This window comes from Burkholderia glumae LMG 2196 = ATCC 33617 (assembly GCF_000960995.1).
In the GTDB taxonomy this organism is placed as follows: Bacteria; Pseudomonadota; Gammaproteobacteria; order Burkholderiales; family Burkholderiaceae; genus Burkholderia; species Burkholderia glumae.
On the sequence record NZ_CP009434.1, the window covers coordinates 572,989 to 589,089 of the forward strand.

Genomic DNA, 16,101 nt, shown 5'->3' on the forward strand with positions numbered 1-16,101 from the left:
CCGTGGCACGCCGCGGCGCGTCATGACGGGGCGCGGGACCGCCCGCATCGCGCCCGCGTCGCGGACGGCCGCCCGCGGTCCCCGCGCGTGGCGCCGTCAATCGTGGACGGCGGCCTCCTCGGCGGGCTCGGCGGCCCCGGCATCGGCCGGCGCCGCGTGGCTGCCGGGCGCCGCCTCGCGTGGCCCGAGCGCGCGCGCCACCAGCCGCTGCTGCTCGGCCTGATGCGCGCGCACCGAAGCATGCGCGCCCGACGCCGTCAGCGTCCGGCACACCGCGCTCAGGCGGCAGCCCGCCGGCAGCACCGCTTCCAGCTCGTCGCGGACGAACCGCCAGGCGCCCTGGTTCACGTCCTCTTCCTGCGCCCAGACCACCGTCTCGAGATTGCCGAATGCCGCGAGCGCGCATGCCAGCTCGAGCTGCGGGAACGGATACAGCTGCTCGACGCGTACCAGCGCGACGCTCGCGTCGCCGGCCGCGTCGCGGGCTTCCTGCAGCGCGTAATGGAATTTGCCGCTCGACAGCACCACCTTCCTCACGCGCGCCGCGTCGCTCACCGACGGGTCCGCGATCACGGTGGCGAAGGTGCCGTCGAGCAGCTCGGTCAGGCTCGAGTGCGAGCGCGCGTTGCCGTACAGCTGCGATTTCGGCGACATCACGACGAGCGGCTTCGGCTGCCGCGCCGCCGCCTGCTGGCGCAGCAGATGGAACCACTGTGCCGAGGTGGACGGGCATACCACGCGCAGGTTCTCGTCCGCGCACAGTTGCAGGAACCGGCCGAGATAGCCGCTCGAATGCTCCGGACCCACGCCCTCGTGGCCGTGCGGCAGCAGCACCGTCAGCCGCGATCGGTAGCCCCACTTCTGTTCGCCTGCCGCGAGGTACTGATCGACGAACACCTGCGCGCCGTTTACGAAGTCGCCGAACTGCGCCTCCCAGATCGTCAGCGCGTCGCGCGTCGCGACGCTGTAGCCGTACTCGAAGCCGAGCACGGCCTCCTCGGTCAGCGGCGAGTTGACGATGTCGAACCTGACGTGGTGGTCGGCGGCGATCGCGCCGAGCGGGGTGTGCAGGCTGCCGGCATCGGCGCCGCCGTCCTGCAGATGCCATACGGCGTGCCGATGCATGAAGGTGCCGCGCCCCACGTCCATGCCCGAGAGCCGCACGCCGAAGCCGTCGTCGAGCAGCGACGCATAGGCCAGGCTCTCGGCGAAGCTCCAGTCCACGCGGTCCGTCTTGCCGGCGGCCGCATCGCGCCAGCGGTCGATCAGCCCGGCCACGAATTCGTGCAGGCGCGCGCCCGGCGGCACGCGCGTAAGCTCGGCGGTCAAGCCGCGCAGCCGCGCGAGCGACAGCGCGTGCAGCGGCCTGATGGCGGCGGCAGCGGCGCCGGCGGTGTCGTCGTGGCTCGCCTCGTCATGCAGCAGCGCATGCTCGGCCGCCTCGCGCAGCGCGTCGAGCGGCGGCACGCCGTCGAGCGACGCATGGTACAGCTCCGCCACGCCCGGATGCGCGTCGATCGCCGCCTGCAGCATCGGCTGGGTGAGCGCCGGGATGTCGTGCTCGGAATGGCCCAGGCGGCGGTAGCCGATCAGGTCGATGACGATGTCGGCATGAAAGGCCGTCCGGTAGTCGAACGCGATCGCCACGGCGCGCAGTACCTCGTCCGGACGGTCGGCGTTCACGCGCAGCACCGGCGCATCGACGCTGCGCGCCACGTCCGTGCAATAGGTGTGCGCCTCGGCGTTCATGCGGTTCGGCGTGGTGAAGCCGATCTGGTTGTTCACGATCACATGCAGCGTGCCGGCCGGCGAATAACCGGCGTTGCGCGCCAGATTCAGCGTTTCGGTCACGACGCCCTGGCCGGCGAAGGCGGCGTCGCCATGCACCACCACCGGCAGGCAGGCGGCCGCGCCGTGCGCGTCCTGGTAGGCGCGCGCCATGCCGACCACCACCGGATAGACGCTTTGCAGATGCGAGGGGTTGTGCGCCAGCTGCACCGTGATCTCGCCGTGCGGCGCGCGCCGGCGGGCGATGCCGCCGAGGTGGTAGGGCAGGTCGGCCTGCGTCGCGGCGAGCGCCGAGTCGGGGTCGAGCCGCGCCAGGATCTGCGTCGCGCTCATGCCCATCACGTTCACGAGCGCGTTGAGCCGGCCGCGGTGCGGCATGCCGAGGAACAGCCGGCCCACCCGGTGGCGGGCGGCGGTGTCGATCACGGCGGCCAGCAGCGGAATCAGGCTTTCGCAGCCTTCGAGCGAGAAGCGCTTCGCGCCGGCGAAGCGGCCGGCCACGATGCGTTCCCAGCTTTCGGCCGCGAGCAACTGGGCCAGCACGGCTTGCTGCTGCTCGGGTGCCGGCGCGCGGTTCGACGCGGCGGACTCGAGCCGGCCGAACAGCCAGCGCCGGCGCGTTTCGTCGCGCACGCCGCTGCAATCGAGCGCGACGGCGCCGCAGTAGCGTTGCTTGAGCTGCCGCGCCAGCTCGCCGACGGTGCGCGCCGTCTCGAAGCCCACGAGCGGCGCGTCGAGCGGCTCGTCGGGGCTGAGCCCGTGGAAGCCCGGATCGAGTTCGGGGATGCGGGCCGGCGCGACGGTCCGCAGCGGATCGATGTCGGCCACGCGGTATCCGGCGTGGCGGTGCGCATCGACGAAACGGCCGATCAGCAAGGGCTTCGCGCTTTGCGAAGCGTCTCGCACCTCGGCGCGGACAAAGCCGGCGGTGGTGGCGTATTCGGGATATCGGCTGAACATGACGAGTGCCTGTAGGGACAGAATCAATTAATCGAAGCTCGCCATTCGAACGCCGGCACGCCGCTTCCCTGACCATTCCCGAACCATTCCGACAGGGGGGGGCGTGCCAACGGACGGCGATCCTGCCGGAGCGCCTGCCCTGCTTGGCATCGACGCTCCGGCATGCGGCAGCGGCCCGTGCTTCGGGCCGTGTCTGCGTTTCTGATGCCGGGAGCGACCGGCTCTCAGGTGACGGAGAGCATGGGCATGGGGGTCGCCCGTTGCGAGGGTCGGGCCGCCGCGGTGACGGGGCGGCGCGCGTCGCCTTCGAGCCGGAACGCGGCCACGGTATCGGCCAGCGCGTCGGCCTGGTTGCGCAGCGCCTGCGCCGCCGCGGCGCTTTCCTCGACCAGCGCCGCGTTCTCCTGCGTGACCTGATCCATCTGCGTGATGGCGTGGTTGATCTGCTCGATGCCGTCGCTCTGCTCGCGGCTCGACGCGCTCATCTCGTTGACGATCGACGACACCGCCGTGATGCTCTTGACCACCTGCCGGATCGTCTCGCCGGCCTGCTCGACGATGCCGGTGCCCACCCCGACGTGGCTGACCGAATCGTCGATCAGCGTCTTGATCTCCTTGGCCGCCACCGCGCTGCGCTGCGCGAGGCTGCGCACCTCGCCCGCCACCACCGCGAAGCCGCGGCCGTTCTCGCCGGCGCGCGCGGCCTCCACCGCCGCGTTCAGCGCGAGGATGTTGGTCTGGAACGCGATGCCCTCGATCACGCCGATGATCTCCACCACCTTGCGCGAGGAGGCATCGATCGCGTTCATGGTGTCCACCACGCGGTCTACCGCCTCGCCGCCCTTCACGGCCACCGCCGAGGCGTCGCCCGCGATCTGGTTGGCCTGCTGCGCGTTGCTGGCGTTCTGCTTGACGGTGGAGGTGAGCTGCTCCATCGCGGCGGCGGTCTGTTCCAGCGCGCTCGCCTGCTGCTCGGTGCGCGTGGAGAGATCCATGTTGCCGCTCGCCACTTCCTGCGAGGCGAGCGTGATGGCGTGGGTGCCGCCGCGCACGTTGCCGACGATGGTGTTGAGGCCCTCGATCATCTTGCCGAGCGCGACCAGCAGGCGCGAGACCTCGTCGCGGCCCGTCACGTCGAGCCGATGCGTGAGGTCGCCGCTCGCCACGGCCTCGGCCAGCGCCACCGCGCCGTGGATCGGCCGGGTGATGCTGCGCGTGATGAACCAGCCGGTCAGCACCGAGGCCACCAGCGCGCAGAGCGCGATGACGCCCATCTGCAGCTTGGCCCAGTGGCCCTCGGCCGTGGCCTCGGCGACGTCGTTGTTCATCTGGGCCGCCTGGAAGTCGACCATCTTGTCGACCAGCGTGTAGTAGTCGTCCTGCAGACGCGCCATGTCGCCCTGGTAGAGGTCGCGCGCGCCGTTACGATCGTTGGCGGCCACCAGCTCGAAGAATTTCTTGACGCTCTGGCCGTAGGCGCTGCGCGCTTCGAACTGACTCCTGAACAGCGCGCGGCTCGGCTCGTCGGTCAGCTGCTTTTCGAATTTCGCGTAAGTGTCGGCGTTCAACTTGCGGATGACGGCATAGTCATCCATGTACCGTTTCGCCTGGTCCGCCGTGGTGGCCAGCAGCAGGTGGCTGAGAATGGCGTTGGCCTTGTAGCCGTTGTTCTTGATCTGACTGCTGGCGGCGATTAGCGAATAACGCTGACCGACGATGCCGTTCATGCGGTCGACGCTCGATTCGATGTGGCGGATGCCGAGCAACGTCGTGCCGATCAGCAGCAAGACGACGATTCCGAATGCCGCGCTTAAACGAACCCCGATTTTCAAGTCGGAAATTTTCATGGTGCATTTCCTTGTCAAGAACACCTTTTTTAATAGTGCATTCCTTTCTTCGGGGACCGAACCCGCCACCACCAGACTGCGTCTTTATCAGTCGTCGATGGCGAATTCGGCCCGTTGCGCGATCAGGGTTTCCTGGCGTGGATACCGGATCGGGCGGCCGAAGAACTGCAGGCCCCGGGCACTATCTCTCAGGCATGTTTACGGCATGGGCCTCAAACCTTTGAATTTTTTTTCGACGAATCAGACGTTGCGGCCGCATCGACTTTTCGGCAGTGCGGTGCAATAACGCCCCCGGCCTTTGTGCACGCCGTTTCGGTGGTTCGTTCGCTGTTCTGCGGAAATAGGAATTCGATCGCGATGCGATTTATCCAGGAATAAGAACAGCAATTTTTATGGGTCAGATTGCCGCAACTATTGAAAAGGGGCCTATGAGACGCGGCCATGCCGGCGACGCCACGGACCGGGCGGTGAAGTCCGCCGAATCGACCGCCCGCCCGGCGACACCGACGGATTTCGCCGGGCGGGCAGGCGACAGCCGGCGCGGGCGGCGCCTGACGGCTGGCCGCTGGCGCGGCCGGGCAGGCGGCCACCCGCGCCGCGCGCTGCGTCCAGCCTCCAGGCACGAACGTCGCCGGCGGGGCGGTGCCGACGCGGTGCGGGCGGCCGTCACGGCCGGGCGCGGGCGGCAAGGGCGGCAAGGGCGGCAAGGGCGGCAAGGGCGGCAAGGGCGGCAAGGGCGGCAAGGGCGGGCCGTCTGGACGGCGGCCCGGCGCCGGGCCATGGCCGGCGGGGCGGGGCCGGCGGGGCGGGGCCGGTGCGGCATGGCGCGGACGGTCCGGGCGGCGCTCCGCGCCGGGCCGCCGATACGGGTACGATCAAGCTTGTTGCGTTTCCGGCCGATAAGACGGAGAGCAGCACGCCAGTTTGGCGTGTCACCGGAGATTGCATGAACGACAAACCCATCCTCATCCATCCGGCGGACGGCGCCGTGCCCGCCCAATGCACGGGCTGCCGGACCCCGCCCGGTCAATTCGGGAAACTCAGGTTTGCGTTCCAGCCGATCGTCGACACCGGCACCGGCGCCGCCTATGCCTACGAGGCGCTGGTGCGCGGTCCCAACGGCGAGCCGGCCGCGGCGGTGCTGGAGACGGTCGACGAGGCGAGCCGCTACCATTTCGATCAACGCTGCCGGACCTCGGCCATCGAACAGGCCGCGGCGCTGAACATCGACGTGCATCTGTCGATCAATTTCATGCCGAACGCCGTCTATCGGCCCGAAGCCTGCATCCGCAGTACGCTCGAGGCCGCCGAGAAATTCCAGTTTCCGAGCGATCGCATCATTTTCGAGACGGTCGAGGGCGAGAACATCCTCGGCCGCTCGCATCTCGTGGATATTTTCCGCTCCTATCGCAGCTTCGGGTTTCAGACCGCCATCGACGATTTCGGCGCGGGCTTTTCCGGGCTGAAGCTGCTGGCCGACTTCCAGCCCGATCTGATCAAGCTGGACATGGATCTGGTGCGCGGCGTCGACACCAACGCCGCCCGGCAAAGCATCGTGCGTGGCGTGGTGTCGATGTGCCGCGAGCTGGACATCCGCGTCATCGCCGAAGGCGTCGAGACGCTCGGCGAGCGCGATTTCTTCACGGCGCACGGCGTCTCGCTGATGCAGGGCTATCTGTTCGCGAAGCCCGCGTTCCATTCGACGCCCGAGCCCGGCGCCGAGTGGCTGGCCGGGGCCGCGCGACTGTCCTGACCGGGCGGGGCGGCTCTGCCGCTCGGGCGATGATTTTTTTTGGGGCGCGACCCCTTAAGGTGCCGGAACCTCGCGGCCGAGGCCGACGAGGGCGCGTAGCCGAAATTGAAGGGGACCGATTCGGCGCGGCGCCCGCTTCCGGGCATCGCGAGCGCGCCCCGGCTGCCGGCTGCGCGGCGCCCGCCATCGCGACCGAGCCCAAGCTCAAGCTCTGCTGCGGGCATGTTCTCCGCCGCCGGTGGCTCGGCCCGTGCAACCGCTCCGATCCCGGTATCGGCCCAATGTCGAGGTTCGCGAACCGCCGCGAGGCCCCGGCGGCCCCTGGCCGGGGGCGGGCGCCGCAGCCTGTTCCCCGCCGGCCTGAGCTGGGCGAGCCCCGCGGGGCGAGCGAGACACCGGCACGCGGCTCGCGTAGGATCGTCGACTCCGGCGAAGCGCCGTCCCGCGATTCGCCCAGCTTCTTCGTTCGGCACCTCCGGAGCCCCCATGTCCGATCCCGAGATTCAGCAGGTTTCCCTCTACGATCTGTTCCAGCCGCGCTGGCGTGCCGATCCCTATCCGCTGTACCGCCGCCTGCGTGACGAGAGCCCGGTCCACGCGGACCCGAACGGCAACGGCTGGATCGTCTCGCGCCACGCCGACGTGGTGGCGGTGCTCGACGACGCGCGTTTCTCGGCCGCGCGCCTGGGCGGCATCGAGGACCCGGGCGGCGCCGAGCAGCTGATCCGCCGCACGCTGTCGAGGCAGATGCTGTTCCTCGACGGTGCCGATCACACGCGCCTGCGCAAGCTGTTCGCGAAGGCCTTCACGCCGCGCCGGCTCGACACCTTCCGGCCGCGCATCGAGGCACTCGCGCAGCGGATGCTGGCGGCCCGGAAGGGGCACACGATCGACTTCATCGGCGAGTTCGCGGTGCCGTTGCCGGTGATGGTGATCGCCCTGGTGCTCGGCGTGCCGATGGACGCGCATGCGCAACTGCACGACTGGTCGCTCGCGTTCGGCAGCGTGATCAGCGGCCGGATGCTGTCGGAGGCGGAGACGGCGCACGCGGAGGCCGGCATCGCCGCGTTCGGTGCGTATTTCGCGGCGCTGATCCGCGAGCGCCGGCGCGAGCCCTGCGACGACATGCTCAGCGATCTGCTCGCGGCCGAGGAGGCCGGCGACCGCCTGGACGAGCCGGAGCTGATCGCGAACCTGATCCTGCTGCTGGCGGCGGGGCACGCCACCACCACCCACCTGCTCGGCAACGGCCTGCTCGCGCTGTCGCGCGAGCGCGAGCAGTGGCGGCTGCTGGCCGACGACCCCGCCATCGCGCCGGCTGCCGTCAACGAGCTGCTGCGCTTCGACGCGCCGGTGCAGCTGACGGGGCGCGCCGCGCGGGAAGACGTCGAACTGGGCGGACAGCGGCTGCCGAAGGGCGCCTATGTCTATACGCTGCTGGGCGCGGCGAACCGCGACGAGCGCCATTTCGCGGCGCCGGACACGCTCGACGTGCGGCGGCCCGTGTCGCGCGTGCTCTCGTTCGGGCACGGCGTGCATACCTGCCTCGGCGCGCTGCTCGCGCGCATCGAGGCGCAGATCGTGTTCACTTCGCTGGCCGCGCTGTATCCCGGCATCGAGGTGGATGCGCAACAGGCGCAGCGCACCGAGAGCCTGTCGTTCCGCGGGCTGCGCAGCCTGCCGGTACGGCTGGTGTGAGCGGCCCGTGCCGTCGGGGTTGCGCCCGCGAACACCCTCGACTGGCCTGAAGGTCGAAGCCGGCGCGCGCCTGGGGCGGGCGGCTCGCAACGATGCTGCCGTACCGCACCTCGCGCGAGCGCTCGCTGCCGCCCAGCGGCGAACTGCCGTGCGATCCAGCCAGGGAGCGCGAAGCGCCGGACCGAACACGGCAGCGGACCCGGCAAGTATCGTTGGGTGGTCGAACGCACGGCACGCCTGGCTTCACCGTTTACGTCGCCTACGGACTCGCTTCGAGCGACGTGCTGACGTTCACGCAACCATGCTTGAGACTCGCCGGTGCGCTTGTGTGGTGGAACATATTTAGGCATACCGAACAGAATTTGAACCGGCCTGTCAGAGAGGCCCCACGCGAAGCGCGAAGGCCCGGCCCGCAGCGCAGGACGACGCCCGGCCCGTCATGTCGATCGAACGGCCGATCAGCTGGCCTTCGACGACCGCGTAGATACAACGGGCTGACCTGCACAATCGGCAAGCATGCAGCATGCGGCACGGTTCGCGCAGGCGGGCTTCTCCCTTGCTGCGGCGGCCACCGGGCGCAATCGCCGATTCCGTCCACCCGCTCGCCGGCAGCGCGTCCATCACTACGCAGCGCAATCAGCCTCTCCTGACAAATGATTTACCAAGTATTTTTAATTGCTTTCGTTCAGCGAAATTATTATGTCGCACCGCTGCTGTAAGGCAAATGGAATTGCTTCGTGGATGCGCTGCCATGCTTCGATTGGACAGGAAAAAATGACTTGTCTGCGGCAGGGCATCTGGCTTATTTGCCGATATGGACGTGAATTACGATTTTCAGTGGGAAAGAATTGTAAACCCCAGGCGATCCAGCCCGATTGACTGTCGGATGGCATTGCTAGAAGCCCTCCGCCATCTCTAAAATCCGAACCGGTCGAAAACATAAAACTTCCGGTACGGCGCATGGCTTCCGAATCGCTGAGCAGAACATTACGAGGTGGTTATGCGCAGTTCGAGCGCGTGGTCAAACTCGACACGCCCGCAGGCCCCGACCGGTTGGTGCCGCTCTGGGTCAAGGGCACTGCCCGCCTGGGCCGGGACTACGAATTCGTCGTCGAGGCCGCCGCGCTGCTCGACGGCGGCGACATCGATGCACGGGCCATACTCGGCTCAGCGGTCACCTTGTGGATCAGGCAAACCGACCGCTCCTACATGCCCATTCACGGCTACGTTCATCACTTCGCCGAATTGGGCGCGGACGGCTCGTGCGCCTACTATCAACTCCGATTCTCGTCGTGGCTCTACTTCCTGCGCTTGCGCCGCGATCAGCGTGACTGGCAAGAAACGACCGGCGAACAAATTCTGATCGACGTTTTTCGAGCCCACCCTCAGGCAACCACACATAACGCCTACCGTTTCGATCTGAACGAGCCGATGCCGGCATATTCCTACCGCATGCAGTGGGAAACCGATCTGAATTTCGTGTACCGGAGCATGGAGGAAGCCGGCGTGTTCGGGCGCTTCGAATTTGCCGAAGACGGCCGCTCGCATACGTTCGTCGTGACGGACAGCGTCTCTCAGGTGCCGGTGCTCAAGCAGAGTGTCGTGCAGCTCAGCCACGCGGGCGATAACGAGGAGTTCGACGGCTTCGTCTCGTTTCGCGAGCGGATGCAGTTGCAAAGCGCGCGACTTACCGCCAACACCTTCGACTACAAGCAACCCAGCGCCGACAAGCGCATCGAATGCGCCACCGCATCGCCGGACGGGCTGCCGGTTGACGGCGAAGTGTACGACTACACCGGCGCCTATACCTGGGGGGCAGACAGCGACGGTGAGCGTTACGTGCGCAACCGTATCGAGGCGTGGGAATCGCAGATCCAGCGATTCGACGCGGTGGGCGGCTTGCGGGCTGCGATGCCCGGCTATCGGTTCACGCTTTCGCGAGGCGCGGCGCTCGACAGCGGCCAGTCAGGCGACAACGAATACGTCATTCTCGGTGTGGACTGGATGATCCGCAACAACGTGCCGGGCCTGGACGCCTATCCGTCGCTCGAGGACAGCCTGCGCGACGAGCTCGCGGCACGGGCCGCCGGCCGGGCAGGCTCGGCGGGCGGGGACGTGGACGGCAGCCAGGGCTTCTTTCAGGTCAAGGTGGAATTGCAGCGGCGCAGCACGCCATTCCGCCTGCCTCGGGAGCATCGCAAGCCCACCATGTCGCTGATGAACGCCGTCGTCACCGCACCCAACGGCGAAGAAGTGCTCACCGACCGCCTGAACCGCGCGAGGCTGCACTTCCCCTGGTATCGCGACGCGCAGGCCTGTTGCTGGGTACGTACGGCGTTTGCCGATGCGGGCTCCCAGCGCGGCGCGGTTCATCCGCTGCGCGATGGCGATGAAGTTCTCGTGGACTTCGTCGGCGGCGATTGCGACCGCCCCGTGGTGGTTTCGCGTGTCTTCGGCGGCGACACGCAACCGGTGTGGCACAGCGATGGACTGCTCTCCGGCTATCGGTCGAAGGAATATAGCGGCAGCGGCTACAACCAGCTGGCGCTGGATGATTCGACCGGGCAAAACCGCGTCCAACTTTACTCGAGCAGCTATCAGACTCACTTGCATCTCGGCTATCTCATCCAGCACGAGAACAATAGCCGCGGAGCCTTCCTGGGCCGGGGCTTCGACCTCAAATCCGACGCCTACGGCGCCTTGCGGGCCGGTCAGGGATTATTCGTGTCGACGCATCCGACCACAACGGCGCAGCCGCTCGACGTGGCCCCGGCGGCCGATCAGCTCGCCGGCGCACGTCAGGTTGCCGACCTGGCCTCGCAGGCCAGCGCGGCGAATCGTGCGGAAGGCCTTGACGACGGGTTGCACGCACTCGATCGGTTTACGCAGGCGACCCACTACAGCAACGCCGGCAGTGTGGCTGGAGGGCGTACCGCGGGCGGCGGGCAGGGAAGCGCCAACGGCTTCGCCATGCCGGTCATGCTGCTGGCCAGCCCCGCCGGCATGGGGCTGTCCACGCAGGACTCGCTTCAGGCCACCGCCAGTCAGCACGTCAACGTGGTCAGCGGCCAGAGCACGCACGTCGCGGCGGGCAAATCGTTTCTCGTGAGCGCGATGGAAAAGCTCAGCCTGTTCGTGCAGAACGCCGGCATGAAGCTTTTTGCGGCCAAGGGCAAGGTCGAGATTCAGGCGCAAAGCGACGCGATGGCGCTCTCGGCGCTCAAGGATCTGACGATCACGAGCGCCAGCGGGCGGCTCGTGCTGTCGGCCGACAAGGAAATCTGGATCGGCGCCGGCGGCTCGTATATCAAGATCACGCCGGACCTGATCGAGAACGGCACCACGGGCCAGATCCTCGAAAAATGCGCGAGCTGGGACAAGCCCGGCGCCGCCTCGATGCGCCTGCCCGCCGAACTCCCGAGCGCGGCAAAGAGCTGCGCATGGAGGATGGGCGGCGCCGCGGCCGACAGCGCCTCGAGCGTAGAGCTGGGATGACCATGAGCGACCTGAATATGCCCACGCTGGGCAACACCGATCCCACCAGTCCCCCAGCCGTCGAAGCTGTCGTCGTCGCCTTGCGCAAATATTTCAGCCGCAACCGCGAGATGCACTGCCTGCTGCTCGTCGATCCGCATCCACGTGAGCTGCCGGCGCCAGACAAGGGCAAACCGTCGCTGCTTGAACTCTCACGCATCACCATACCGATTGGGCACGACGCATTCCCGGCGCATCAGTCGCCCTACCTGCTGGAGCTCGATCCATCGGCGCCCCAGTTCGGCGCGCTGCTGGCCGACAGCGTGCGCGTCGCGCTGGCGGACCGGCGCCCCGAGGCGATTGCGCGCGGCCCCGGGCAGCGCATCGGCGGCTGGCTGGCGACGCCCGCACCGGCGCAGGATGTCGCGCGGCACTTGGCGAGCCACGTATTGCAGACCGACGACCAGGGCGTGACATGTGCGCTGCGGTTTTACGATTCGCGCGCCCTTGCCCTGCTGTGGCCGGTGTTGACGCTGATGCAGCGTGAAACGTTGCTCGGCCCGGTGAAGGCCTGGCACGCGCTCGATGCCGGCGCCCTGCCGAAGGCCTACACCGGCCTGTATCCGGCCATGCACAGTGAGCTCGCGCTCAAACCCGAACAGTGGGCCGCGATCCGCCGGCATGGCCTGGTCAATCGCGCGCTCGCGCTGCATATCAGCGCCACCGGACGACAGCCCGATGCGCAGACGGTGGAAGCTGCGGTGGCTGCCGCCGCCCGCGCGGAACATCACCGCCTCGCGGATCGCGACGACAAGCTCGCCTTCATCGGTCACGCGCTCGCCTGGCACCCGCACTTCGACACGCATCCGCGGGTGGCCCAGGCGCTCGGCGAGGTGTCGCCCGAGTACTTCTACACGGCGGCCGTGAGCGAATTGTCGACGGATGAAATCGACGAAATCCGGCGCGGCGAGTGGCATGGCGCACAGAACAACGACGGGGATCGATTGCCAGCATGACCCAAGAGACGACCCGCAAGAAGAACTGCGCCAACTGCGAAAAGACCGGCTTGCCGATTCTGCCGGTGCGCTACGCGGTGTTGCCGAAGAATGCCCATCTCAAGCTGCCGGCCGGCATCACCGGCAAAGGCATGACCGATATCGCGCTGCAGGAACACCAGTACGGCCTGCGCACGCTGCGTGAGGGCTGGCTGTTCGTGTTCTACGAGCGCGGCGCGCGCGGCCGCGATTATTGGCAGGCCTACCGGGTGACGCCGGACGGGCGACTGTGGAAGCAGGACCTGCCGTTGCCGCGCGAGCCGCGCACGGACCCGGCCTGCGTGCAAACGGGCGTCGCGCTCCAGATGGACATCATCACCGTCGAGCAGCCGCAGAAATGCGGCACGGTCTGGCTGGCGTTTTCCGAGCACGCCTGGCACGACGAGATCTTCAAGCAGTACGCCAGCAATGCCGCGCTGCGCGCCCAGCGCATGCAGTCGATCGAGCCGGCGCAGTGGATCGGGTCGGGCACGGATCCGCATGGTCACGCCGTGCTGGCGACACAGGCCTGCGTCGACGACGTGGTCGAATACATGCCCGGCTTCGATCCCAAGCTGCTCAATCCGCCCCCGGCAGCGCTCTCCGATGGGACCGGCCAATACAAGCCGGACCTGCTTGCCCGCGTGGCGACGCGGTATCCGTTGGCGATCCGTCAGGCGACGCCCGACTCGGCCAGCACGCAGCTGGTGAAGCTCATGCATACCGTCGGCGAAACCAGCCCCGGCAAGTCGCATCCGCCGATGCTGCTGGCTCTGTGGGATGGCATCGGCGCGGTGCATGAGCTCAATGGTTTCCGTAACGACGCCGGAAGCATGCTGCAGCTCTACGTCAAGGAGCGGGCCGCGCAGGTCGACGCCATGCAGTCGATTGACGAGGCCGAAATCCTCGTCCGCAACGGCGCGGTGGCATCCAAGAGCCGGATGCGCTCGGCCCTGCAGGCGGGGTGGGAGGCGCTGAAGGCGAACCCCTACGCCGGCGACGGCGTGGTGCCGATCACGCCCCTCCTCTCGCCCGCCGAGCAGGCGGCATCCGACAGACGCATCGAAGCTGCGGGCGAGATCAGTCCCGCCGAGGCGCAGCGCATCGGCAACGAAGCCTGGCCGAAGTACCGCGAGAAGCTCGACATCACGAAGCTGGAGCACTTCAAGTCGCGGTTCGAGGCACTCCAGCACGACATTGAGGCGCTACAGGCCAAGCGTGCCGATGACATCGATGCCTGGTTGAAGGCACCGGTACTGCTCGCCACGCTTCACGACTACAGCGAAACCGACATCGGCGACGGCGTCGCGTTCGATGGCGTGGTGGCCGAGGCCATCACCGGCCTGCCTTCCGAGGCAAAGGGCGAGAAGATCGTCGAAACCCTGGTCAATCAAACGGACCCGACGCAGGCCACGAGCCTCGTCTGGCGTGCCTATGCGTACAACCAGCGCGAGCCGAAAGCCGAGATCAAGGAACTGCTCGCGCAGGCGACCGCCTACCGCGCACCGCTAGGCGAGCAGCTCGCGGAGTGGTCGGAGAAGATCGCCAAGGCACTGGAAAAGCTGAAGACGTTCTCGGAACTCCGAGAGAAGATCGGGGAGGTGGATGAGCACGCGACGCCCGTCTCCTCGACCGAAGCGGCGCTCAAGAAGTATCACACCGACCGGCTGGTCGTCGCCACTGGCAACGCGCTCTTCAAATGGACCGGCATCGGCAAGACGGGCGATTGCGCCGGCGAGTACCTGATCCGCGCCGTGCTGATGATGCGCGTGGGCATCAGCAAGGACGATACGGTCAAGATCGTGAAGGAAGCGGTGAAGGCGGAGCCCGCGCTGCGGGAAGCGTTCGAACGCGGCTACCAGGCGCTCAGGCGGGCCGGCGTACCAGCACAACGGGCTTTCACGGAAGCGATGCGAGATCTGGCGGCGGATAAGCGCGGCGAGGTCATGCGTGCACAATGGAACGCCGTGCGAGTCACGAAGGAAGGCGAGGAAGCGGCCACTGGCATCCGAATCGCCGGCGTGCTGGCGATCATCGAGGTGTTCTGCTTCGCGGCAGCACTGACGAAGGTTGACAAGAGCGGGCAGGATTATGCGCTGCTCGTGGCGAGCGGCTTGTCGGCCACGTCGGCCTGCCTCACGGCGTCCACCAAGGCAATGACCGCGATGGCAGAGCATGCCGCGCAGACGTTGGCGAATCTTAAGGCGATCACGGGGTATTTGGGGGGGGTATCGGCGCTTATCGGCGCCGTCGTGGACGCAGGTAAGGTATCCGACAATTTCAAAAATCGAAAGTATTCGCTCGGGGTGGCCTACGTGTTCAAAGTAGTCTTGGGATTGGGGACCGTATCTGCCAATCTTCTGACGGCGATGTCCTCGTCGGCACCACTGATCGCGCGCGTCGCTGGAGGAAAAGTAGCCTGGCTCGGCAAGATCGGCGCAGGAATTGAAGGTGCGGCGGCGCGAACGGAGGCACTGGCTGCTGGCAAGGCTGTTAACGTCGCAGTTACTACGGCCATGGATGCAGCGGCTGAGGAAGCGGGGGTCGTCATTGGCGAGCGCGCTGCGCTGCTGATGCTCGGCCGCGCCGTGCTGTTCCTGTCGGGATGGGAAATCGCGATCGTTATTATGGTGATCCAGTTGCTGATCGCGTGGTGGGAAGACGACGAGATGCAATCGTGGCTAGAGAAATGTGTATTCGGTAAATCGCCCAATTCGCCACCTTGGTCTGCGGGTAAGCAACACGAAGGATTCGAAAAAGCGTTGAAGGCAGTCGGTCTTCAGGCAGAGGGAGCAAAGGAATGACAACGAAAGTTACGCAGGGTACCGCACAGTTGTTGCGCGGCCGCATCCAGAACCTGCGCAAGACGCGCTGCCGTCGGGATTTCGTCTTTACCGCGAGTGACCGCACCAACATGGGTGCCACGGCAATCGCAGCAGGTCTTACCGGACTTGGAGGTGTCGCGGCCGGATTGGGCACGATGGCAATGGACACGACAGAGGAGGCCGACCTCCTCGAGTTCGAACTCGACGGCAAGTCGGTTCAAGCGTGGATCTGGATATCAGTTTTTAAGGAAGGGGACGAGGTAGAAGTCGTGGCCGAGCCCGGCAGCGAAGGTTGGATCGGATATGGCATCCGTCGAGTCGACGACCGCATCGTCGCATTACATCCACATTGCAGCCGGGGACGCTACGCTCACTATAAAGCATCGTTTTCGTGGTTCTGCAAGCTAGTCGGGGGATTACTGTTCGCTTCTTGGACATTGATAGCGATAGTCGCCTATTTTAAATCAGTTTCTGCCGCAGACATTGTTCCTTTCATATTGGTTTGTCTTGCAGGAGGTCTCCTTGCCGCACTGATCTACGGAGTCATAGCCTATCGAATCGCCAAACGGTTCATGGGCTTTGTACATCTAGCAGAAGGTATCTTCGAAGTTTTCGGCTGGCCGAATGTCAAACACATCGACCTGCCAGCGATCACGAAGAAGACCAAGACGCCGAGCGATCCTGGTGCGCTCGGCATACTCTATTTCCGCTACTGAACCGCC

General features: G+C 66.7%; 8 protein-coding genes and 1 pseudogene. 7 read left to right on the forward strand and 2 right to left on the reverse strand.

The genetic code is table 11. The annotated features are described in order from the left end of the window. Nucleotides 1–96: 96 nt before the first annotated feature. Nucleotides 97–2,748, reverse strand: a complete 2,652-nt coding sequence (locus KS03_RS03780; RefSeq protein WP_015878102.1) for a 2-oxoglutarate dehydrogenase E1 component — start codon at nt 2,746–2,748, stop codon at nt 97–99. Between the two features lie 224 nt (nt 2,749–2,972). Continuing rightward, nucleotides 2,973–4,595 (reverse strand): methyl-accepting chemotaxis protein, encoded by a 1,623-nt coding sequence (locus tag KS03_RS03785; protein ID WP_015878101.1) that lies wholly within the window; start codon nt 4,593–4,595, stop codon nt 2,973–2,975. Nucleotides 4,596–5,541: 946 nt separating this feature from the next. Here KS03_RS03785 and KS03_RS03790 point away from each other — a divergent pair. The 7 genes and pseudogenes from KS03_RS03790 to KS03_RS03815 all read left to right on the forward strand — a co-directional run bounded on the left by KS03_RS03790 (nt 5,542) and on the right by KS03_RS03815 (nt 16,095). Next, on the forward strand, nt 5,542–6,348 hold the full coding sequence (locus tag KS03_RS03790) for an EAL domain-containing protein (RefSeq protein ID WP_015878100.1): 807 nt from the start codon (nt 5,542–5,544) through the stop codon (nt 6,346–6,348). A 486-nt stretch (nt 6,349–6,834) separates the two neighbouring features. After that, complete coding sequence (locus tag KS03_RS03795) at nt 6,835–8,046, forward strand: cytochrome P450 (protein ID WP_015878099.1); 1,212 nt, start codon at nt 6,835–6,837, stop codon at nt 8,044–8,046. Between the two features lie 147 nt (nt 8,047–8,193). Beyond that, a pseudogene (locus tag KS03_RS32160) lies at nt 8,194–8,405 on the forward strand (transposase); the annotation flags it as partial. Between the two features lie 601 nt (nt 8,406–9,006). Continuing rightward, on the forward strand, nt 9,007–11,541 hold the full coding sequence (locus KS03_RS03800; RefSeq protein WP_015878098.1) for a type VI secretion system Vgr family protein: 2,535 nt from the start codon (nt 9,007–9,009) through the stop codon (nt 11,539–11,541). Nucleotides 11,542–11,543: 2 nt separating this feature from the next. Beyond that, on the forward strand, nt 11,544–12,536 hold the full coding sequence (locus KS03_RS03805; protein WP_230674404.1) for a DUF4123 domain-containing protein: 993 nt from the start codon (nt 11,544–11,546) through the stop codon (nt 12,534–12,536). Next, nucleotides 12,533–15,358, forward strand: coding sequence for a T6SS effector BTH_I2691 family protein (locus tag KS03_RS03810; protein WP_015878096.1), 2,826 nt, complete (start codon nt 12,533–12,535; stop codon nt 15,356–15,358). Before KS03_RS03805 ends, KS03_RS03810 begins: the two co-directional genes overlap by 4 nt. Further along, nucleotides 15,355–16,095: a putative type VI secretion system effector gene (locus tag KS03_RS03815; RefSeq protein ID WP_015878095.1), complete on the forward strand. Its 741-nt coding sequence runs from the start codon at nt 15,355–15,357 to the stop codon at nt 16,093–16,095. The genes KS03_RS03810 and KS03_RS03815 overlap by 4 nt, the downstream gene beginning before the upstream one ends. The last annotated feature ends 6 nt before the right edge of the window (nt 16,096–16,101 follow it).